The sequence below is a fragment of the Moraxella caviae genome, from assembly GCF_002014985.1.
In the GTDB taxonomy this organism is placed as follows: domain Bacteria; phylum Pseudomonadota; class Gammaproteobacteria; order Pseudomonadales; family Moraxellaceae; genus Moraxella; species Moraxella caviae.
The window spans coordinates 1-20,117 of the sequence record NZ_MUXU01000063.1 but is presented as its reverse complement, the minus strand read 5'-3'; the positions used below and the strand labels follow the sequence as shown (position 1 = coordinate 20,117).

General features: G+C 47.5%; 22 protein-coding genes and 1 tRNA gene. 16 read left to right on the top strand and 7 right to left on the bottom strand.

Annotation, left to right across the window (positions count from 1 at the left end; translation table 11 throughout):
* Positions 1 to 62: 62 nt before the first annotated feature.
* The 10 genes from B0181_RS09690 to B0181_RS09645 all read left to right on the top strand — a co-directional run bounded on the left by B0181_RS09690 (position 63) and on the right by B0181_RS09645 (position 10,333).
* Positions 63 to 788 carry an FFLEELY motif protein gene (locus B0181_RS09690; RefSeq protein ID WP_078277301.1) on the top strand — a complete coding sequence of 242 codons (726 nt, stop codon included), beginning with the start codon at positions 63 to 65 and terminating at the stop codon, positions 786 to 788.
* A gap of 338 nt (positions 789 to 1,126) precedes the next feature.
* Positions 1,127 to 1,615 carry an acetyl-CoA carboxylase biotin carboxyl carrier protein gene (gene accB, locus B0181_RS09685; protein ID WP_207384339.1) on the top strand — a complete coding sequence of 163 codons (489 nt, stop codon included), beginning with the start codon at positions 1,127 to 1,129 and terminating at the stop codon, positions 1,613 to 1,615.
* A gap of 110 nt (positions 1,616 to 1,725) precedes the next feature.
* Positions 1,726 to 3,120, top strand: a complete 1,395-nt coding sequence (gene accC / locus B0181_RS09680) for an acetyl-CoA carboxylase biotin carboxylase subunit (protein ID WP_078277300.1) — start codon at positions 1,726 to 1,728, stop codon at positions 3,118 to 3,120.
* A 121-nt stretch (positions 3,121 to 3,241) separates the two neighbouring features.
* Positions 3,242 to 3,916, top strand: coding sequence for a 5-oxoprolinase subunit PxpB (gene pxpB, locus B0181_RS09675; RefSeq protein ID WP_078277299.1), 675 nt, complete (start codon positions 3,242 to 3,244; stop codon positions 3,914 to 3,916).
* Between the two features lie 38 nt (positions 3,917 to 3,954).
* A complete protein-coding gene (locus B0181_RS09670; protein ID WP_078277298.1) occupies positions 3,955 to 4,896 on the top strand; it encodes a 5-oxoprolinase subunit C family protein in 942 nt (313 codons plus the stop codon).
* A 47-nt stretch (positions 4,897 to 4,943) separates the two neighbouring features.
* Complete coding sequence (gene pxpA, locus B0181_RS09665; protein ID WP_078277297.1) at positions 4,944 to 5,687, top strand: 5-oxoprolinase subunit PxpA; 744 nt, start codon at positions 4,944 to 4,946, stop codon at positions 5,685 to 5,687.
* Between the two features lie 52 nt (positions 5,688 to 5,739).
* Positions 5,740 to 6,921, top strand: a complete 1,182-nt coding sequence (locus B0181_RS09660; protein ID WP_078277296.1) for an NRAMP family divalent metal transporter — start codon at positions 5,740 to 5,742, stop codon at positions 6,919 to 6,921.
* Positions 6,922 to 6,931: 10 nt separating this feature from the next.
* The gene (locus B0181_RS09655) at positions 6,932 to 7,372 is read left to right on the top strand and encodes an acetyl-CoA carboxylase biotin carboxyl carrier protein (RefSeq protein WP_158078964.1); all 441 of its coding nucleotides are present in this window, start codon (positions 6,932 to 6,934) and stop codon (positions 7,370 to 7,372) included.
* A gap of 702 nt (positions 7,373 to 8,074) precedes the next feature.
* Positions 8,075 to 9,439 carry a cytochrome c oxidase accessory protein CcoG gene (gene ccoG, locus B0181_RS09650; RefSeq protein ID WP_371829196.1) on the top strand — a complete coding sequence of 455 codons (1,365 nt, stop codon included), beginning with the start codon at positions 8,075 to 8,077 and terminating at the stop codon, positions 9,437 to 9,439.
* Between the two features lie 282 nt (positions 9,440 to 9,721).
* Complete coding sequence (locus B0181_RS09645; RefSeq protein ID WP_078277294.1) at positions 9,722 to 10,333, top strand: FixH family protein; 612 nt, start codon at positions 9,722 to 9,724, stop codon at positions 10,331 to 10,333.
* An 88-nt stretch (positions 10,334 to 10,421) separates the two neighbouring features.
* On the opposite strand, the gene B0181_RS09640 is transcribed toward B0181_RS09645, so the two are convergent.
* The 5 genes from B0181_RS09640 to B0181_RS12145 form a co-directional block, all read right to left on the bottom strand.
* Positions 10,422 to 10,640, bottom strand: coding sequence for a BrnA antitoxin family protein (locus tag B0181_RS09640; protein WP_078277293.1), 219 nt, complete (start codon positions 10,638 to 10,640; stop codon positions 10,422 to 10,424).
* Positions 10,641 to 10,649: 9 nt separating this feature from the next.
* The gene (locus B0181_RS09635) at positions 10,650 to 10,925 is read right to left on the bottom strand and encodes a BrnT family toxin (RefSeq protein WP_078277292.1); all 276 of its coding nucleotides are present in this window, start codon (positions 10,923 to 10,925) and stop codon (positions 10,650 to 10,652) included.
* A 127-nt stretch (positions 10,926 to 11,052) separates the two neighbouring features.
* On the bottom strand, positions 11,053 to 12,018 hold the full coding sequence (locus B0181_RS09630) for a LysR family transcriptional regulator (RefSeq protein ID WP_078277291.1): 966 nt from the start codon (positions 12,016 to 12,018) through the stop codon (positions 11,053 to 11,055).
* Between the two features lie 113 nt (positions 12,019 to 12,131).
* Positions 12,132 to 12,698, bottom strand: a complete 567-nt coding sequence (locus tag B0181_RS09625) for a L,D-transpeptidase (protein WP_078277290.1) — start codon at positions 12,696 to 12,698, stop codon at positions 12,132 to 12,134.
* Between the two features lie 124 nt (positions 12,699 to 12,822).
* On the bottom strand, positions 12,823 to 12,981 hold the full coding sequence (locus B0181_RS12145; RefSeq protein ID WP_158078963.1) for a hypothetical protein: 159 nt from the start codon (positions 12,979 to 12,981) through the stop codon (positions 12,823 to 12,825).
* 204 nt (positions 12,982 to 13,185) lie between these two features.
* Here B0181_RS12145 and argG point away from each other — a divergent pair, with 204 nt between their 5' ends.
* The 5 genes from argG to B0181_RS09600 all read left to right on the top strand — a co-directional run bounded on the left by argG (position 13,186) and on the right by B0181_RS09600 (position 17,452).
* A complete protein-coding gene (gene argG / locus B0181_RS09620) occupies positions 13,186 to 14,526 on the top strand; it encodes an argininosuccinate synthase (protein ID WP_078277289.1) in 1,341 nt (446 codons plus the stop codon).
* 244 nt (positions 14,527 to 14,770) lie between these two features.
* Positions 14,771 to 15,829 carry a dihydroorotase gene (gene pyrC / locus B0181_RS09615; protein ID WP_078277288.1) on the top strand — a complete coding sequence of 353 codons (1,059 nt, stop codon included), beginning with the start codon at positions 14,771 to 14,773 and terminating at the stop codon, positions 15,827 to 15,829.
* 1 nt (position 15,830) lies between these two features.
* Positions 15,831 to 16,523 carry a ribonuclease T gene (gene rnt, locus B0181_RS09610; protein ID WP_078277287.1) on the top strand — a complete coding sequence of 231 codons (693 nt, stop codon included), beginning with the start codon at positions 15,831 to 15,833 and terminating at the stop codon, positions 16,521 to 16,523.
* Between the two features lie 53 nt (positions 16,524 to 16,576).
* Positions 16,577 to 17,065 carry a YajQ family cyclic di-GMP-binding protein gene (locus tag B0181_RS09605; protein WP_078277286.1) on the top strand — a complete coding sequence of 163 codons (489 nt, stop codon included), beginning with the start codon at positions 16,577 to 16,579 and terminating at the stop codon, positions 17,063 to 17,065.
* Between the two features lie 311 nt (positions 17,066 to 17,376).
* A tRNA-Glu gene (locus tag B0181_RS09600) sits at positions 17,377 to 17,452 on the top strand.
* 332 nt (positions 17,453 to 17,784) lie between these two features.
* Here the strand turns inward: B0181_RS09600 and queF are convergent.
* Positions 17,785 to 18,627 (bottom strand): NADPH-dependent 7-cyano-7-deazaguanine reductase QueF, encoded by an 843-nt coding sequence (queF, locus tag B0181_RS09595; RefSeq protein ID WP_078277285.1) that lies wholly within the window; start codon positions 18,625 to 18,627, stop codon positions 17,785 to 17,787.
* A gap of 9 nt (positions 18,628 to 18,636) precedes the next feature.
* Positions 18,637 to 19,536: a Dyp-type peroxidase gene (locus B0181_RS09590; protein WP_078277284.1), complete on the bottom strand. Its 900-nt coding sequence runs from the start codon at positions 19,534 to 19,536 to the stop codon at positions 18,637 to 18,639.
* A 186-nt stretch (positions 19,537 to 19,722) separates the two neighbouring features.
* On the opposite strand from B0181_RS09590, the gene B0181_RS09585 reads away from it, so the two are divergent.
* On the top strand, positions 19,723 to 20,117 hold a 395-nt coding region (locus B0181_RS09585; RefSeq protein WP_143821564.1), incomplete at its 3' end, for an IS1595 family transposase.

The window sequence follows — 20,117 nt, the reverse complement described above, 5'->3', positions numbered from 1 at the left end:
GCCCAAAACCACTAAAATTCATTCAATTTACACAATTTTTACCTCATTTTTAAGAGTTTAATATGTCGCACGTTCGTACTTTGGTAGACACGCTCACCCAATATCAAGCCTTGGCGCATCACACAGACGCTGATTTGCGCGCCCTTTTGCGTGATGTGCAAGCGTGGCAAAAATCACGCATTCATCGTAATCACGCCGCTTTATTCACCCAGCCGAACACCGCACCGCTGGCGCATTATTTGATTGACCGCATTTATAGCGATAAAGATTTTGATGTGCTTGCCGAGCAGCTGCTCACCGCTGGGCATAACGCTTTGGCGGGTTCTGGCAGATTAGAAAAGCTGATTCCTAGCCGTGCGCTTGCCACAGGCGTGCTGGGCGTACAAGCTGCCGTCAATGCCATTGATTTAGATTTACAGCTTGCCAGCCACATTAAAAATGATGCTGCGCTGTTTGCCGACTACCAAGCGTGCGGCATCACGGACAGCCTTGCCATCAGCGCCTATCAAGCCGCCAATGACAAATCGGCACGCCTTGCCCAGATTCATGACATCTGCACCGTCTGTGCGCAGTGCGCCAAAGAATTTAATTCGTTTTTGCTGTTTAAAGCCTTTGGGCTTGCCAAATCCACCGCTTATAAGCACGGCTATCAGCCGCTGTATGATTTCATTCACGAAGGCTTTGCTGCCATTCAAGCCATTGATAAGATTGATAATTTTACCAAACCTTTTAAACAAACCGAACTTGACACGGTGGAAAATATTTATCGTAGCACGCTAAATGATTAAGCCGATTATGATAAAACCGCTCATCAATTTGGCTCTTTAATAACCTTTTAAAATCAAAAGACAAATCAATAGATAAATCAAAACATCGCTGGGTTGGGCTGTACCAATACCAGCCCAACTTTCCTTTTTTCAGCAACTTCCTGCCCACAAATCATCTTGTCAAATTTATTTACCGAACAGCATAATAAAAGACACAATGGTTGAAAAGTCTATATAAATTGGGTATCATAACGCACGAAAAAATAACAAATCGTACATTTTAGTAAGTTTTAAGTTTAAGTATTTTTAAGGTAAGTTTGCTACGCCAAGCCCTTAAACTTACCACAAGGAGTAAACACATGAACATCAATTTTGACGATTTGGCTCGCCTAATCACCCTTGCCGAAAACGCTCACATTCACGCCTTAGAGATTACCGATGGCGAGCAGGCAATCAAAATCACCACGCAAGCACCGCACGCACAAGTCTGCGCTTCACCAGCCGCTGTGCCTGCCGCTGCAAATACCGCAAGCACCCAAATCACGCCTGCCACTGCCGACACTCAAAACGCTCAAAACGCTCAAAACATTGCAAATACTCAAAACAACCAAGCAGCACACATCATCAGCGCACCGATGGTTGGGACGTTTTATCGCAAATCAGCACCTGATACGCCAAATTTCGTTGAAGTGGGCGATGAAGTCAAAGCAGGCGACACCTTGTGCATTTTAGAAGCCATGAAAATCATGCACGAAGTCAAGGCGGACAAAGCAGGCAAAATCCACGCCATCATTGCCAGCGATGGTGAAATGGTGGAATTTGACGAGCCGTTGTTTGAAATTGTGTAATCAAAGCATTTAAGGTGTCTGGCGGACGCAAAAACCACCAAGCACATTTTCACGCCGTCTTTCACGCCTTTGATTTTCCGCATTGACAAATTACAAAACAAGGATTGACCATGAACCCTTCTATCGCAAAACGCCCTTTTAAAAAAATTCTCATCGCCAACCGTGGCGAGATTGCCCTGCGCATCATTCGTGCGTGCCGTGAGCTTGGCATTGGCTCAGTTTTGGTGCATTCAACTGCCGACAAAGACAGCTTGCCGTGCCGTTTGGCAGATGAGACGGTGTGTATCGGCGGCAATGCACCAAAAGACAGCTATCTAAACCAACGTGCCATCTTGGCAGCCGCTGAAATGACGGGCGTGGACGCCATTCACCCCGGCTATGGATTTTTGTCCGAAAATGCCGATTTTGCCGAATTTGTAAGCGAGCAAGGCTTTGTGTTCATCGGCCCGACCGCCCAAAATATCCGCAACATGGGCGATAAGGTTGCCGCCAAAGCCACGATGATTGCTTCTGGCGTGCCGTGCGTGCCGGGTTCTGATGGTGCTTTGCCTGATGATAATGACGAGATTATCAAGATTGCTAAGAAAGTTGGCTTGCCTGTCATCATCAAGGCATCTGGCGGCGGCGGTGGACGTGGTATGCGTGTGGTAGAGACGATGGACGAGCTGCTTTCTGCCGTCGCCATGACCAAAAAAGAAGCGATGAGCGCCTTTGGCAATCCTGTGGTGTACATGGAGCGTTATCTGAAAAATCCACGCCACATTGAAATTCAAGTCATCAGCGACAAGCACGGCAACGCCATTCATCTGGGCGAGCGTGATTGCTCCATGCAGCGTCGCCACCAAAAAATCATTGAAGAAGCGCCTGCGCCTTTTATCAGCGAAGAAGCACGCCAAAAAATCGGTATGGCGTGTGTCAAGGCTTGTAAAGATATGGGCTATGAAGGCGTGGGGACGTTTGAATTTTTGTACGAAAACGGCGAGTTTTTCTTTATTGAAATGAACACACGCATTCAAGTGGAGCACCCTGTTACCGAGCTGGTAACGGGCGTAAACTTAATCAGCGAGCAAATCCGTGTGGCGGAAGGTTTGCCGCTGCAATTCACCCAAGACGACATCAAGCTGACCGGTCATGCTTTTGAATGCCGCATCAATGCCGAGCATCCATTTACGCTCATGCCAAGCGCAGGCGTGATTAACTACTGCCATCTGCCCGCAGGCTACGGTATGCGTGTGGACAGCCATATTTATACTGGCTATCGCATTCCTGCTTATTATGACAGCTTGATTGGTAAAATTTGCGTACACGCACCTACGCGTAAGCTTGCCATGCAAAAAATGAAATCCGCTCTAACTGAGCTTAGCGTAGATGGCGTACAGACCAACAAAGCCTTGCACGAAGCGATGTTTGACGATGAAGCCTTTGGCAAAGGCGGCGTGAGTATTCATTATTTGACGCATTGGCTGGATAATTATCAAAACAACCAACTCATCAAAACCAAATAACGCTAATTTGACAAGCCAGCTTGGCAAGCAAGTTTGATAAATGAACCTGATAAACGAACTTGGCAAGCTGGCTAATTGGGCAAATTTGACAACAAAACCTAACACGGATTTGGGATAACTTATGCAACCAAACACCCAATGGCAAATCTCATCACAGCAAAGCCTGACGCTGTTTTTGGGCGGAGAGATTAGCCTTGATAAACAAAAAATCTGCTGGGCGCTTGCCAAAAAACTAAACGCCTTTACTCATGTGCGTGAAGTGGTGATCGGCATGAACACACTGACAGCCTACGCTGACACCACCTGCGCGACAGAGTTTTTGACGCTGCACGAACGCTTGAATGAATTTAGTGCCAAATTTGTACAAACGGACGAAAGCCGCGCTGAGATTTTTGGCAAGCACGTTGATATTCCTGTGCGTTATGGCGGTGAATTTGGCGAAGATTTGGCAAGCGCCGCCGAAATGCTGGGCATGAGCGTCAATGAGCTGGTGGAAGCGCACACCGCACCGACTTATACCGTGTATTTTATCGGTTTTCAAGCAGGTTTTCCGTATTTGGGCGGCTTGCCAAAAGAGTTGCATTTACCACGCCACGCCAAGCCACGCCTATCAGTGCCAGCAGGTTCGGTGGGCATTGGTGGTGCGCAGACGGGCATTTATCCGTTTAGCTCGCCGGGCGGCTGGCAGCTTTTAGGGCAGACGGATTTGGCGCTGTTTGACAAGCTCAAAAACCCACCCACCACGCTACAAGCAGGCGATACGCTGCGCTTTGTGGCAACTCAAATCATCGCATAATGCGTGGCAATTTTAACAAGCCTTAGGGAAAAACAGTCATGCTAAAAATCATCAGTATCAATGCCACAGCCAGCGTGCAAGACACAGGGCGTGTGGGATTTTTGGGTCTAGGATTAGGCACGGCAGGCGCGATGGACGCAAGCTCACTGCAGCTTGGCAATGCTTTGCTTGGCAATGAATTAAACGCCGCCGCCCTTGAAATCACGCTGGGTTCGCTGGTGGCAACTTTCACCAAAGACACCACGTTTTGCTTGACGGGTGCGGTATTTGAAGGCGATTTGGACGGTCAAAAACTCATCAACGCCCAGCGCACTTTTGCCAAACAAGGACAAACACTCACCCTAAAACGTGCCACGCTTGGTATGCACGGTTATTTGTGCGTGGTGGGCGGTTTTGATGTGCCTACTACGCTTGGCTCTGCCAGCGATGACGTGAAAACAGGCATTGGCGCATTTGGGCGCACGCTCACAGCAGGCGATGAACTGCCCTATCAGCAAAGCCATGCTTTGGCTACCGTTGGCGTGGCAAATTGGCGAGATTTGGACAGCTTGCTCACGACAGACAAAAAACCCACGCACGCCATCGCCCTACTAAAAAGCAGTGAATTTGACGCCTTTGCTGGCGACATCACCGCCCAAGAATACACGCTATCCACCAGCAGCAACCGCATGGGCTATCGCCTAGATGGCGAACCCATCGCCCTGCATAAGCCCACCGAAATGCTCTCGCACGGCGTGGCGGCAGGCATGATTCAAGTGCCGCCAGATGGCAAGCCCATCGTGCTGATGGCAGACGCACAGACCACAGGCGGCTATCCGAAAATTGCGTCTGTGATACAGGCGGATTTGGGCAGACTTGCGCAAGTGCGTTTTGGCGAAAAAGTGCGTTTTTATTGGACGGATATTGAAACGGCATACGCCAAGACTGCCGCCATGAACGCACGCTTAGAGCGCATACAAAAACTCGCCAAACGCTTATGAATTACGCCCAAATGACAAACAACCAAACCACACAACAAGGATAAAATATGAAAACCAGCATTGATTTAAACGCAGACGTCGCCGAAGGTTTTGCCTTTGATGAAGCCTTGATGGGCATCATCAGCTCAGCAAACATCTCAGCAGGCTTACACGCAGGCGGCGCAGCCACAATGGCACAGACGCTACAATTTGCCAAAGCGCATGGCGTACGCATTGGCGCACACCCAAGCTATGACGACCGCGCCAACTTTGGGCGCACCAATTGCAACTTATCTGCCGATGAAGTGCGCGCGCTGCTGTTTTATCAGCTGGGCGCTGTCAAGGCGGTGTGTCAATCCATGGGGCTGACCGTCAGCTACGTCAAGCCGCACGGTGCTTTGTACAATCAAGCCAGCAGCGACCGCACCCTTGCTGATACCATCGCAAACACCATCAAAGAATTTGACCCAACGCTTGCGCTGATGGGCTTGTCTGGCGGTGAGCTGATTAAGGCAGGCAAAGCGGCAGGACTTACCACCATTTCAGAAGTATTTGCCGACCGCCGCTATGAGCCAGACGGCACGCTGGTGTCTCGCACCAAGCCAAACGCCTTGATTGACAATGACGATGAAGCCATCAACCAAGTGCTGATGATGGTACAAAAAGGACAAGTCATCGCCACCGATGGCAGCGTGGTAAATCTTGACGTGGACAGCATTTGCCTGCATGGCGATGGCGAACACGCCTTGGTATTCGCCCAAAAAATCAAACAAACGCTACAAGCGCACGGCATTGATATTAAGGCAAGCTAATCGCTAATTTATGACAACTTAACAAGACGGACAACACCGTCAAGGACGTAAAATGAAAACCACAACAAAAAACTCCGCCATTTTGGGCGCAGCATTTTTGATGGCAACCAGTGCTGTCGGCCCCGGATTTTTAACACAAACCGCCACGTTCACCGAACGCTTGGGCGCAAGTTTTGGCTTTGTGATTTTGGTGTCAATCCTAATGGACATCGGCGTGCAGCTCAATGTCTGGCGTGTGATTGCCGTCTCTAAACTAAAAGCCCAAGAAATCGCAAACCTTGTCATGCCGGGCATGGGCTATGTGCTGGCAGCGCTTATTTTGATGGGCGGACTTGCCTTTAACATCGGTAACATCGGCGGTGCTGGACTTGGTGTACAGTCGGTCTTTGGCACAGAACCTGTGGCGGGCGCACTCATCAGCGGTGTGATTGCGGTGGCGATTTTCCTAAGTAAAGAAGCAGGCTCGCTGGTGGACAGATTCGCGCAGCTGATGGGTTTTGTGCTGATTGCGCTCATTATTTATGTGGTGTTTAGCACCAACCCACCTTTTGCCGAAGCAGCCGTGCGCACCATCGCACCAGAAAAAATTGACGCAATGGCGATTGTTACTTTGGTGGGCGGCACCGTTGGCGGCTACATCACTTTTTCAGGCGCGCACCGCTTGCTGGACGCTGGCATTACAGGACAAGAAAACTTGCCAGCCGTTACCAAAAGCTCGGTTCAAGGGATTTTGGCAGCGTCTGTGATTCGTGTGTTTTTGTTCTTGGCGTGCTTGGGCGTGGCAACTCAAGGTGTGGCAATGCTTGCTGACAACCCTGCCCTAACCCCATTTGTGCATGGCTTGGGCGACACAGGACGCATCATTTTTGGCGTGGTGATTTGGGCGGCTTCCATTACATCGGTGATTGGCTGCGCTTATACTTCAGTAACCTTTTTGACCAACTTCCACCCATTCATCGCCAAACACAGCCGCTATTTCATCATCGGTTTTATCGCCATTTCTACGCTGGTTTTTGCCACCATCGGCAGACCTGCGCAAGTTTTGGTGTTGGTCGGTACGCTAAACGGCTTGGTATTGCCAATCGCACTGACCATTATTTTGATTGCCGCTTATCGTAAAAACATCATCGGCGAATACAAGCATCCTGTGTGGATGGCGGTGTTCGGCTGGTTTGTAACCATTGCGATGGCGATTTTAAGCGTGGTTACAATTTACAAATATTTGGTCGGTTAAGGGGTGTATGATGAATATTGATTTTGCACAAGTAGAAAAGTTCGTTCAGTTGGTGTCATCAAGCGGCGTGCATGAAGTGAGCGTCATAGATGGCAAGCGCTCGCTTACGGTAACAAATACCACCAAAGCGCAAACGGCGCAAATGCCAACGCAAACTCAAGCCACACCACAAAACGCAGACTTTACCGCACCGCAAACGCCAAATGCGCAATCGCCAGACCAAGCTAAGTGCATTACCAGCGGCGATGTCGGTATTTTAAGCCTAACTAAAGATGGCAAGCCTTATGTGCAAGTAGGCGATGCCGTGCAGGCAGGCGATACTGTCGCAAGCGTAGCACAGCTTGGCGTACTGATGCCTATCATTGCCGATAAAGCAGGCACGGTGGCGGCAGTGCTGATGAGCGATGGCGAGCGTGTGGAGTACGGGCAAGCGGTGATTGAGCTGGCTTGATTTGCTATAAATTCACGCATTTATTAAAAGCGCAAGTCTGATGGGCTTGCGCTTTTTTGTGAGCATGGAGTGAAATTTTTACAAATTGGATAAAAATTGCAGGCTGGATTGTGGTAAATTGTAAGTTGGGCTAGCGAAAGCGCAACCTAACGTTTTCAAAAGACACTCACCAAATTTGCTGGGTTTTCACCCCGCTCAACCCAACTTACAAACCGTTCTTTAACCCAGCCCAAAAAAGCCAATTTTCATAAACCAGCACATACTTATTCCAAAATTTCATTTGCGATTTTAAAATTTAATTGAGAAAAATTCGCCATAGTTACAAATTTTTTGTACGTTTTGTGGCTTTTTGGCAAATTCTTAGCCCAAATCCCTAATAAAAATGGTAGAATAACCGATAATTTACCGCTTTTGCAGAAAAATAACAAAGACGACTGCCTGCTTTGTTGCAAGTACAAATCGGCCGTCTTCTTCAAGCATATCTGGCAATGCCAACCGTCCTGCAAACAGTTGGCACAAGCTAAGGTGATTTTTATGTCCGAACAAGACAAACAAACGCCCAGCCAGCCTACCACTGGCGAAAATGCGGGCGCAAATAATCCCACAAATGACAAAACGAGCGCGCCATCTGACATCGTAAAAACCGAAAAACCGAAAAAAGCGCGCCCTGCCCCTGAAAAAATCATTCCGCACGTCCCAGAAATGGACGCCACCAAAAAACGCGTACACCCAAGATTTGTAACAGGCAAATACCAAAATATCCGCCTGATTAGTATGTATGCGATTTTAATCGGCTTTTTGATTTTGCCGTGGCTGCGCTGGAATGATCGTCAGGCGATTTTGTTTGATGTCATTGAGCCAAAATTCTACATTTTTGGGGCGACTTTCATGCCCCAAGACTTCTATTTCTTTGCGTTTGTGTTTATCATCGCCGCCATGCTGCTATTTATGGTAACGGTGTACGCAGGCCGTGTTTGGTGCGGCTATGCCTGTCCGCAAACCATCTATGTGCATTTATATCAGCACGTTGAAAAATGGATCATCGGTGATCGTAACAAGCGCATGAAATTTGACAAAGCGCCTTGGACGGCTGGCAAAATCATCAAATTTATTGCCATTCACAGCATTTGGGGTGTGTTTTCTGCGATTACCGCCTTGACGTTCATTGCTTTGGTGGTTGGTACAGATTATCTGTTTTTTAATGGCGCGACTCCGTTTTTCATGGGTTGGGGCAAGATGACGTGGATTTTCTTCCTGCTCATCACTTTTGTTACCCAAACCAATGGCGGCTATATGCGTGAACATATGTGCGTGCATATTTGCCCGTACGGCCGCTTCCAAAGCGTGATGTTTGACAAAGACACGCTGATTGTCTCTTATGACTACGAACGTGGCGAACCACGAGGCGCGCGCAAGAAAAATGCCCCAGCCGACACCATGGGTGATTGCGTGGATTGCAGTATGTGCGTGCAAGTCTGCCCAACTGGCATTGACATTCGTGATGGCTTGCAGGTGGAGTGTATCCAGTGTGCGGCGTGTATTGATGCGTGTAATGACATCATGGATAAAGTTGGCTATCCGCGCGGTCTGATTCGCTACACCACCGAACGCCAGCTGGTAGAAAAGCAAAAAACCAAGATTTTAAGTCCGCGTATTTTTGCTTATATTTTTGTCTTGGGTGCGTGTATTGTTGCAGCGACACTCGTTGCCACGGGACGTGCGCCACTTGAAATGGAAATCCGCCACGACCGCAAGCAGCTTAGCACGGTGGGACGTGATGGCTTGGTGGAAAACAGCTATGTACTAAAAATCGTCAATAAAACGGACGAACGCCAAGTGTATAAAGTGCGCCTAGAGCCTGTGGAAGGCTTAAGCCTGCGCTCACGCTTTGAAAAGCTGCCACTACAAGCCAACGAGCCGTACGATTTGCCTGTCAGCGTCTTTGGCGACCCTGCCAAAATCCAGCCGGGGCATACGCCAATCACCATCACGGTTTACACCGAAAACGGTGAATACAGCGCCAGTGCGGACGACATCTTTATTTTTGATAAAAAAGACAAAAAATAAAGAAGGTTTCGTTGCAAAAAACCAGCTAAAAAGCCAAGTTATCATGCTTGGCTTTTTATTTGCTTGTGATTTTTATACCAGACAGCCGCCTTGACACGCTACTCTAGCCAGCTTGTACAACTTATGCTACAATGCTTACCCTTTAAGGCGTTAAAATCAAAATAATTGCCGAAATCGGTAAAGCCCTGATGGCAAACCTGAGCAATTAAATTGCCCACATTTGGGAATTTGTCAAAACGCCACCACCCAATTTTCAACACTCACACAAGCAAACGAGCCATTATGACCACTTCGCAAAAAGAACCTTGGTATAAAAACCCTTTTATGACCATTTTTGTGGTCGGATTGCCGCTGCTTGTGGTGGTGGTGTGCATTTTTTTCATCATTTATTCCATCAAAATCCAAGACAGCACCGTGCGTGATGATTGGTACATGGACGGCAAAACGCTGTATCAAGACGCTTCGCGCGACCAGCTGGCGCACGATTTGGGCATTTCTGGCGTCATGCGCCTAAATGGCAATGCAGTGGAATTTGAATTGCGCTACCCTGAAGACACGCTCACCAGCGGCAAGCTGCGTGATGGCACACCTTTAGAATATCCAGAGCTGCTGTCGGCACGTTTCTCGCACGCAACCGATGACAATAAAGACCAAGACATCACTCTGCGCCACACTGCGGATAACCGCTATTCTGGCAAAGTGCAATTAGACAGCACGCCTGCCAAATATTATCTGCACGTTGCCAATGAAGGCGTACATAATTGGCGCTTGATTCAGTCGCAAAAACTGCCTGCACAAAACGTCGTTTTTATGCCGCTGTCGTCCTTTGATGAGACCGACCAGCCCTTGCCAGACCAGCGAGACAAACGCCCATCGCAAGCGGTTTCTCAATAAACCATCATCACAAAACACAAAAACCACCAAAAAATTGGTGGTTTTTTCATGTGAAAATTATACACAAACAACTGAAATTTAAACCAGCTTATACCCATGCTAATTTACGCTGCTGTTTTACACAGTCTTGTAAGTACAGGTCAATCATACTTTGGTAAGACATGCCGTTTTCCAAGCCGATTTTTTTAAAATACTCAATCACTTCTGCACTCAAACGAATGGTGATTGGCTGCTCGGCTGCTTTTAGTTGTGCAGCATAAGGGTTTGGTCGCGATTTCATGGTTGAAAAATCATATTCTTGTTTCATAACACCCCCTCAATATCTCTGATAATACTTGCTTTCATTTTTAGTTGCTTTGCGTGCGGAAATAATACGGATTACGTCCTTTCTTTCACAATGGCATACCACAACCAGTCTTGCCTGACCACTCATTCCAAGCATAATAAAGCGGTCTTCATTTTGTGAATGCGCTTCATCATAAAATTGCACAGCGTTCTCATCATAAAAAACGCTCATCGCTTCATCAAAACTCACGCCATGTTTAGCAAGGTTTTTTGCAGCTTTGTCAGGGTCGTATTCAAAACTTATCATGTATTACATTGTACATAAAACCATAAGAATTATGCAAGCCACCTCTCAATAAACCACCATCACAAAACACAAAAACCACCGAAAAATGGTGGTTTTTTCATAAATGTGCGCTTACGTTTATTTGCCGTCATTTCTCCGCCGCTTCTTCTTCGGCAATCACTTGCCTTGCAACGTGCAAAATCAACTGACGCAGCCAACGATGCGCAGGCTGGTGCTGCAAAAGTGGCGACCACGCCATCGTCAGCTCAAATTCTGGAATAAAAAATGGCGGCTCTTTCACCACAATGCGCGGATTATTATACGCTTGCAATTTCGCCACACGCGTCGGCAACGTAGCAATCAAATCCTTATTTGCTGTCAGCATGGCTGGCATTTGATAATGGCGTGTAAAAACGCTGATTTGGCGTTTTTGCCCCAAGCGCTGCAAGGCTTGATCAATCGAACCAAGCCCACCTGATTTTTCAGGATTGACGCCAAAACCCACGCCCATACCCGTTTTTGACACCCAAACGTGCTGCGCTTTTAGGTAGTTTTTTAGATTAAAACGCCCCACATACGGACTTTCCGCCGACAAAAGACAGCTGAACGTATCACGCCACACCAGCACCTGATGAAAACTTTGCGGAATTTCGTTAAAGCGGTTAATCGCCAAATCCACACGCCCCTGCTCCATATCACGATACGATACGTCAGATGGCGTCAAAAAATCCAAAATCACGTTCGGTGCTTCAGAACGCAGCGCCTTCACCAAGCGTGGCACCAGCGTGGCTTCGGCATAATCGCTCGTCATGATGCGAAACACGCGCGATGTGCTATAAGGACGAAATTCGGTGCGCGGCTCAAGCAGTGTCGCCACGTCTGATAAAATCTCACGAATGCGTGGCTGCAACTCAAACGCGCGCTCAGTCGGCGTCATGCCTTCAGATGAGCGCACCAAAAGCGGATCATTGAACAAAGAACGCAAGCGCCGCAAAATGTTACTCATCGCAGGCTGAGTAATACCGAGCTGTTCGGCGGCTCGTGTTACGTTTTTTTCGCGCAACAGCACGTCTAAATACACAAGCAAATTTAAATCCACTTTTTGCAAATTCATCGTTTCACTTCGCTGCTTAATTTGGGTTTGTTGGGTTTGGTTTATTAAACTGGGTTTGAGTTTGTAAAGCTGGGTTTATAAAATTGCAATTTAGTTCATCAGACAAGGCAAAATCACACAATCCGCACAGGCGTACCAACCGCCACTTGCTCATACAGCCACACCAGCTCATCATTGCGCATGCGCACGCAGCCGTGAGATTTTGGCTCGCCCATCGGCTCAGTGTCTGGCGTGCCGTGAATATAAATGTAGCGTGCAAAGGTGTCGCAGCACGCGCCATCGGCAGTTTGCCCCAGATTTTTGCCCGCTTCCACGCCTTTTAGCCACAAAATACGGCTTAAAATCCAATCACGCTCGGCAAATTGCGCCGCAAGCTCATCATCATACACTTCGCCCGTAAACTGCCGAGCCACAAAAACCGCGCCCACCGGCATATCATCACCGATTTTTTGGGCGATGACGTGCTTGCCAAGTGGCGTACAGCCTGTATTTTCCAGCTGCCCTGTGCCATTTTTGGCGGTAGACACCAAAAACACCGCAGGCGTACCGTCTGGGCGCACGGCAAGTTTGCCAGCTTTTTCGTCTTGATAAAGGCTGAGCGTCTGCGTTTTGGTGTCCACCACGACAGACACGCCTTGTGCTGGTGCGTCTGTCAGCGTCTTGGTTTGTGAAATTACCATAAAAACTGCTGTCATCGTGCGGTTTTACTTGACTGCTGTTAAGTCAAGCTAAAAATAAAAAATGTTCGGTATTTTTTCGCTTGATAGTTTAGCAAGTTTTAGCGGTTTTGTGTGTAAAATTTTCTCAATTTTCATCATTTTTCATAAAATTTTGCCCAATTTTTTGATAAATTTCACCCACGCACGGTAAATTTTGCCAAAATTTCACAAAACTCAAGCCGCACGCCAAGCACAAATCACACACAAACGCACACAAATCCAGCAAAAGTTTACCCAAGTTCATAAAATCCGCCCACATTGTTCAAGAAAAATGCTATAATCAGCAAATTTAGCAAAGTGTGCATAAATCGCACGCCAAGCCTGCCAGCAACAGATATTTTTAGGTGATTTTATTTGGCACGGCTTGGTGTCATTCGCCATTTAACTTATTGTTTTTATTTAGTATTTTTACTTGTAGTTTTTTAAAACCGTTATCTAAGGATTGTCTATGAGCAACGCCACCATCTTACAAACCCTGCCAGTCGGCAAAAAAGTCGGTATCGCTTTTTCTGGCGGTCTTGACACGTCTGCTGCATTGCTGTGGATGAAGCAAAAAGGCGCTGAGCCGTACGCTTACACCGCAAACCTAGGTCAGCCAGACGAAGACGACTACAACGCCATTCCTGCCAAAGCCGAACAATACGGCGCAGTCAAGGCACGCTTGGTAGACTGCCGTCTACAGCTTGCGCTTGAAGGCATTGCCGCCATTCAGTGCGGTGCGTTTCACGTTACCACAGGCGGTATGCCATATTTCAACACCACACCGCTTGGACGTGCAGTAACTGGCACTATGCTGGTATCAGCCATGAAAGAAGATGGCGTGAACATTTGGGGTGATGGCTCAACCTATAAAGGCAACGACATCGAGCGTTTTTATCGCTACGGTTTGCTTGCCAATCCAGAGCTAAAAATTTACAAACCATGGCTAGACCAAACGTTCATTGACGAGCTGGGCGGCCGTGCTGAAATGTCTCAATTTTTGATTGACAATGGCTTTGACTACAAAATGAGCAAAGAAAAAGCCTACTCAACCGACTCAAATATGCTGGGTGCAACGCACGAAGCCAAAGATTTGGAATTTTTGAACGCCAGCCATAAAATCGTTGAGCCAATCATGGGCGTGGCATATTGGGACGAAAACGTCAAAATCGCTGCCGAAACCGTAAGCGTGAGCTTCGAAGAAGGCGTGCCGACTGCACTCAATGGCGAGCGTTTTGACAGCCCAGTGGATTTGATTCTAAAGGCCAATGAAATCGGCGGTCGGCACGGTCTTGGCATGACTGACCAAATTGAAAACCGCATCATTGAAGCCAAATCGCGCGGCATTTATGAAGCTCCCGGCATGGCGCTGCTGCACATCGCTTATGAGCGCTTGGTGACGGGCATTCACAACGAAGACACCATCGAGCAGTACCGCATCAATGGCTTGCGCCTAGGTCGCCTACTGTATCAAGGTCGCTGGTTTGACAGCCAAGCGCTGATGCTGCGCGAGACATCACAACGCTGGGTTGCCAAAGCCATCACAGGCACGGTAACGCTTGAGCTGCGCCGTGGTAATGACTACAGTATTCTAAACACCGAATCGCCAAACCTAACCTACGAGCCAGAGCGTCTGTCTATGGAAAAAGTGGAAGACGCAGCGTTCACGCCGCTGGATCGTATCGGTCAGCTGACCATGCGCAATCTGGACATTGCCGACACTCGCCACAAACTGGGCATTTACCTAGAAACTGGCCTCATGGGCTTGGGCGGTGGCAGCACCATTCCACAGCTTGAGCAAAAGAAATAATCTTTGCCTCCACAAACAAAACACGCTCAAATTTGGGCGTGTTTTTGCTTTAAAATTTCGCCCAAAAAGGCAAATTCACCGCTTGTAAACTTGACAAAACCGCCAATCCTTACAATAATAAGCCTTGATGTTTTAAGCGGTTTGCCAGCGGCATAAAGCTTGTTGGCAAGTTGTTTTCTTTTCGCAATTTTCACTTTTGTGTTTTCACTTTTTAATACATTTTATCCGTATAAATAAGCCGACCATGACAACCACACTCACTCTCATTCAGCCAGACGATTGGCACATTCACCTGCGCGATGGTGCAGCACTTAGCACCACCGTACCGCACGCTGCCGCAAGTTTTAACCGCGTCATTTGTATGCCAAACCTTGTGCCGCCTGTCAAAACCACCGCCGAAGCCATCGCTTATCGTGAGCGCATTTTGGCAGCCTTGTCAAACAGCGACATCACAAACGAACGCAAAGCTGGCTTTGATCCACGCATGGTGCTGTATCTGACCGACCACACCAGCGCGGACGACATCAAAATGGCGGTAGAATCTGGCGTGGTGTCTGCCGTCAAGCTCTATCCAGCAGGCGCAACCACCAACTCTGCCGATGGCGTAACCGACATTTTAGGGCGCGCACCTGTATTTGAAGCCATGCAAAAATACGGCTTGCCTTTGCTGGTGCATGGCGAAGTAACGCACAATAATGTGGATATTTTTGACCGTGAAAAACGTTTCTTGGACGATGTGCTGAGTAAAATCATCGCCAATTTCCCTGCGCTAAAAATCGTGATGGAGCATATCACCACCGCAGACGCAGCCGATTTTTGCCTAGCGCAAGGCGACAACATTGCCGCCACCATCACGCCGCAGCACCTATTATTCAACCGCAATCACCTGTTGGTCGGCGGCGTGAAGCCACATTATTACTGCTTGCCAATTTTAAAACGTGCCAACCATCAGCAGCGCCTGCTGGAAGTGGCAACAAGCGGCAATCCAAAATTTTTCATCGGCACAGACTCAGCGCCGCACGCCACGCACACCAAAGAATCTGCCTGTGGCTGCGCTGGCTGCTATTCTGCCGTCCACGCCCTGCCGCTGTACGCTGCCGCCTTTGAAAGTATGAATGCGCTTGACAAGCTGGAAAATTTCACCAGTGTATTTGGCGCACGTTTTTATGGCTTGCCTGTCAATACCAGCAGTATCACGCTCATCAAAAAAGAGCAAACCATTCCAGAAAGCTATCCGTATTTGGACGGCAAATCGCTCACGCCACTTTTGGCAGGGCAAACGCTGGCATGGCAACAGGTGTGATATGAAAGACACCGACAGCCAAACACCGCCAGATACCGCCACCACACCCAGCATTGCCGAGCGTTTTCGCGGGTTTTTGCCGGTGGTGGTGGACGTAGAAACCGCTGGATTTAATGCACAAACGGACGCGCTTTTAGAGATTGCCTGCATACCCATTTTGATGGACGAGCAAGGCAAGCTGTACCAAGGCAAAGCGTTGGGTGCGCACATTGAGCCATTTGCAGGGGCGAATCTTGAAGCGTCTGCGCTTAAATTTACAGGCATCAACCCAAACAGCCCCATGCGCAAAGCCATCAGCGAAGACGAAAAAACCGCCCTGCGCCGCATTTTTAAGGCATTAAAAGCCATCAAAAAAGAACACGGCTGCCGTCAGTGCATTTTGGTGGGTCATAATGCGCATTTTGATTTGGGATTTTTGAACGCAGCAATCGCTCGCACCAACAGCAAAAACCATTCGCCCTTTCACGCCTTTAGCGTGCTGGACACCGCAACCCTTGCTGCGCTTAGCTTTGGGCATACGGTATTGGCACGCACTTGCGTGATGGCTGGCATTGAATTTAACAACGACAACGCCCATTCTGCGCTGTACGACACCCAAAAAACTGCCGAATTGTTCTGCAAAATCTGCAACGAAACGCCCATGCTGAATAAATCTGCGCAAACGGACGATTTATCAAAAAATAACGAAGATTAACCAAATCATTGCTTGAAATTTATCCCTATTTTATTGATTTAAAAGGAAAAATTATGCCATCATTTGACGTAGTATCCGAATTACAAACCCAAGAAGTGAAAAACGCCATCGGCAATGCCGAAAAAGAAATCGCCACTCGTTTTGATTTTAAGGGCAGCCACATCACCATCGAGATGAACGACAAGGCAAAAACCGTAACCATCACTTGCGAAAACGATTTGCAAGCCGACAACGTCTACGCCATCTTTGAAAAACAGCTCATCAAGCGTGGCGTGGACTTGCAAAGCCTTGACCCACAAGACAAAGCACAATCTGGCAAATACGTCAAGCAGCTCATCAACCTAAAAGACGGATTGGATAGCGACACCGCCAAGAAAATCAGCAAAGCCATCAAAGAAAGCGATTTGAAAGTCTCGGCAAGCATTCAAGGCGACAAAATCCGCATCAGCGACAAGAAAAAAGACAATCTGCAAGCCTGCATGGCATTCTTAAAAGAAAAATCTTTTGGCGTGCCACTGCAATTTAATAACTTTAAAGATTGATTGTCCGCACTGATTTTGAGCGTAATTTTTAGCATTGTTTAACGATAAATTGGCGGCGATTTGGCGTGATTTACACATTTGCTTGTGCTGTTTTTGAATAAATACGCCCAAAAAGTCGCCATTTTGCCTTATGATTTCGTCAATTTTAGCGAAAAACTGGCAAAATTATAAAAAAATGCAAAAAATCGCAAAAAATTTTAAAAAAGTGCTTGACCTTATCAAAATATTTGCTATAATAAGCGCACTTTCGGAACAACGGTGAAAGCGCCGAAAGTTGGTAAAACGATGAATTCATCAGTTTTACGTCCTGCGCTCCATTCGTCTAGAGGCCTAGGACACCGCCCTTTCACGGCGGTAACAGGGGTTCGAATCCCCTATGGAGTGCCAATATTCTAAAACACGCTAAGCGTTGCTTGGCGTGTTTTTTCTTTTGGGTTGAAAATTGGTATTGAGATTGAGTTAGCGCAAGCGCAACCCAGCGTATTTTAGATGGCTTTTATAAATTTGTTGGGTTGTCGCTTTGCTCAGTCCAACCTACAAATCCATTCAAAAACCATTCGTGGCAAGCTTGTCAAACCATGACGGTTTTAAGTTCAGCCCTTCATCACATTCACCCTTTGACAAACTCAGGACGAACGGAAAAAACCACATCAAACCCAATAAAAAACAGCGACCATCAGCCGCTGTTCTTACGCACTTTAAAACAAATTTTAACGCAATCACTGACGCACAAAACGTCCCACCTTGCCAATTTCAGCATTAAAAACACGCACAGGATTGATGTCAATGCCGCCACGTCTGGTGTAATTGGCTTGCACTTTTAGGCTTGTGGGCGCAAAATTTTGCATAAAATCTGCGAAAATTTGCTCCACACACTGCTCATGAAAGCCATTATGCTGACGATAAGACAAAACATAGCGCAAAATCGCCGCATGATTCAATTCGTAATTGGTAGTGATGCTAATTTGCACCGTCCCCCAGTCTGGCTGATTGGTTACAGGGCAATTTGAGCGCAGCAAATCCGAATACAGCGCATAGCTTTTTGGCGCGGCAAGTTTGCGAAACCCTTGCAAAAACGTGCTGTCAATATCATCACTCAGCGCAACTTTTTGTGTGTTATCCGTTTGCAACGCTTGATCAATGCACTCGCCCAGCGGACGCTGCACGGTAAAATCATCGCCATCTAAGCTGTGCAATGCCACCGCCACATTAGCACCTACGCACGCTGACAAATCCTTGGTGATGGTGTCTTGCACTGCTTTGGCATTGGCAAATTCGGTGAAATTTAGGCTGTTAAGGTAGAGCTTGAGCGACTTGGATTCCACGATGTTTGGCGATGACGCAGGAATCTCAAAACGTGCTGTCGCCACTTGCGATACGCCTTGCAAATCCAGCCACGACACTTCAAACGCCTGCCACACGTCCACACCTTGATAATCGCCAGCAAAGCCTGTCTTGGCAATCTCATCTCGCCCAAGGCTGCGTGCAATCGGATACAGCACGTCTGGCGCATAGCTTTTTGGGTAGCTTGTGCTTTCGCCCAGCACACCGTGAATGCTCATCTTATCCCCTTATTTGACCGCCAAACTCTGCAAATCTTCCACGCTTGGCGCATAATAATAACCGCCTGACAGAGCCTTGCTCAGTCTTGTCAAAAGTAAATCCGTCAAGCCATCTTCAGTATCGCCAAACATATGCTGCAGCTGCGCTTCAATGTTATGCAAACGCGCGCAATACGCCATAAACGCCAAGCCATGCTCGCCAGACGCTGCACCATAAGGCAAACTGCGGCGCACGATTTCCAGCTTCACGCCATCTTCACGCAGATTGGTTCTGGCGATGTGCGAACACGGATGGCGGTCGGCTTTGGCAAATTCTTCGTTACTCGCCTTACATCTTGCCACCGCTTCTTCTTGCTCGGCAAGACTGCACGCCTGCCATTTGTTCAAATCGTGGCGATAACGCTGCAGCAGCACATAACTGCCGCCATGCTCATCAATCGCCACCGCACTGATGTCATCGCCCTGCGGATTTTCCGTACCGTCAACAAAATCGTCCAAGCCACGGTCTTCATAACGGCGAAAACCATGCGTCTCTTGCTGCACGCTGATGCTCTCGCCAAAGGCTTGCAACACCGCCAACGCCAAAGAAAAATTCAAATCATGCTCATAAGACTGGATATAAATCAGCAAATCATGCTGCGTGGCTGGCGCACGAATCTCGCCACGCCCATAACCCGGAAAATCTTTAAGCTCGGCTGCTTCATGCGTGCCAAGCACTTCCCATGCACGCTTACCAAAACCAATGCTCAGCCCCAGCGCCTTATCAGTAAAACGCTGCTGCCAAGACGCGAGCACATCAAGGCTTTGCTTGCAGGCATCGGCAATTTTATCATAGTCTTGAATGTCTGCTTCAATCCAAATTGCCGCACGGCAGTGGTCTGGAATGATGGCAGTTTGTGCAGTTGGCATAATCTCTCCTGTTAGTTTTCTTGATTTTTTCTTGATTTTGCTCTTTAAAGGTGGTTTTGATCAATGAAATTGGCAGTTTTTTGACGGTTTTTGGTTTGGTTTAAGCGGTTTTTTGAGCGATTTTAGGCAGTTTTTCCAAATAAATTTTGGGGCTGTAGTAGATAACAAATATGTTATACTACAAAAATGAAGATAACTCGTTGTAAATTATCAAGAAAAACTCAATTAAGACTACTTGAGTTTTTCATTGCAGAAGTTACCGCTAGAACAGCGGCTGATTTGTTAAACATTCAACACAATTCAGCAGTCCTTTTCTACCACAAAATCCGCCTTGTGATAGAATATCACTTAGCTCTTGAAGCCAACACTGTTTTTGACGGTGAAGTAGAGCTTGATGAAAGTTACTTCGGCGGTATTCGTAAAGGCAAACGTGGTCGTGGTGCAGCTGGCAAGACTGCTGTATTTGGTTTATTAAAACGCAATGATAAAGTTTACACTGTTGTTGTTAAAGATACTAAGACAAATACACTAATGCCAATTATCACAAGTAAAATCAAGCCTGATAGCATTGTCTACACAGA

Coding starts and splice junctions, on each gene's coding strand:
- pxpB (WP_078277299.1), top strand. CDS start 3,242: ATGCAACCAAACACCCAATGGCAAATCTCATCACAGCAAAGCCTGACG.
- B0181_RS09590 (WP_078277284.1), bottom strand. CDS start 19,536: ATGCCAACTGCACAAACTGCCATCATTCCAGACCACTGCCGTGCGGCA.
- B0181_RS12145 (WP_158078963.1), bottom strand. CDS start 12,981: ATGAACTTGGGTAAACTTTTGCTGGATTTGTGTGCGTTTGTGTGTGAT.
- accC (WP_078277300.1), top strand. CDS start 1,726: ATGAACCCTTCTATCGCAAAACGCCCTTTTAAAAAAATTCTCATCGCC.
- pyrC (WP_078277288.1), top strand. CDS start 14,771: ATGACAACCACACTCACTCTCATTCAGCCAGACGATTGGCACATTCAC.
- B0181_RS09645 (WP_078277294.1), top strand. CDS start 9,722: ATGACCACTTCGCAAAAAGAACCTTGGTATAAAAACCCTTTTATGACC.
- queF (WP_078277285.1), bottom strand. CDS start 18,627: ATGAGCATTCACGGTGTGCTGGGCGAAAGCACAAGCTACCCAAAAAGC.
- accB (WP_207384339.1), top strand. CDS start 1,127: ATGAACATCAATTTTGACGATTTGGCTCGCCTAATCACCCTTGCCGAA.
- B0181_RS09640 (WP_078277293.1), bottom strand. CDS start 10,640: ATGAAACAAGAATATGATTTTTCAACCATGAAATCGCGACCAAACCCT.
- B0181_RS09660 (WP_078277296.1), top strand. CDS start 5,740: ATGAAAACCACAACAAAAAACTCCGCCATTTTGGGCGCAGCATTTTTG.
- argG (WP_078277289.1), top strand. CDS start 13,186: ATGAGCAACGCCACCATCTTACAAACCCTGCCAGTCGGCAAAAAAGTC.
- pxpA (WP_078277297.1), top strand. CDS start 4,944: ATGAAAACCAGCATTGATTTAAACGCAGACGTCGCCGAAGGTTTTGCC.
- B0181_RS09690 (WP_078277301.1), top strand. CDS start 63: ATGTCGCACGTTCGTACTTTGGTAGACACGCTCACCCAATATCAAGCC.
- B0181_RS09670 (WP_078277298.1), top strand. CDS start 3,955: ATGCTAAAAATCATCAGTATCAATGCCACAGCCAGCGTGCAAGACACA.
- B0181_RS09605 (WP_078277286.1), top strand. CDS start 16,577: ATGCCATCATTTGACGTAGTATCCGAATTACAAACCCAAGAAGTGAAA.
- rnt (WP_078277287.1), top strand. CDS start 15,831: ATGAAAGACACCGACAGCCAAACACCGCCAGATACCGCCACCACACCC.
- B0181_RS09655 (WP_158078964.1), top strand. CDS start 6,932: ATGAATATTGATTTTGCACAAGTAGAAAAGTTCGTTCAGTTGGTGTCA.
- B0181_RS09630 (WP_078277291.1), bottom strand. CDS start 12,018: ATGAATTTGCAAAAAGTGGATTTAAATTTGCTTGTGTATTTAGACGTG.
- B0181_RS09635 (WP_078277292.1), bottom strand. CDS start 10,925: ATGATAAGTTTTGAATACGACCCTGACAAAGCTGCAAAAAACCTTGCT.
- B0181_RS09625 (WP_078277290.1), bottom strand. CDS start 12,698: ATGGTAATTTCACAAACCAAGACGCTGACAGACGCACCAGCACAAGGC.
- ccoG (WP_371829196.1), top strand. CDS start 8,075: ATGGACGCCACCAAAAAACGCGTACACCCAAGATTTGTAACAGGCAAA.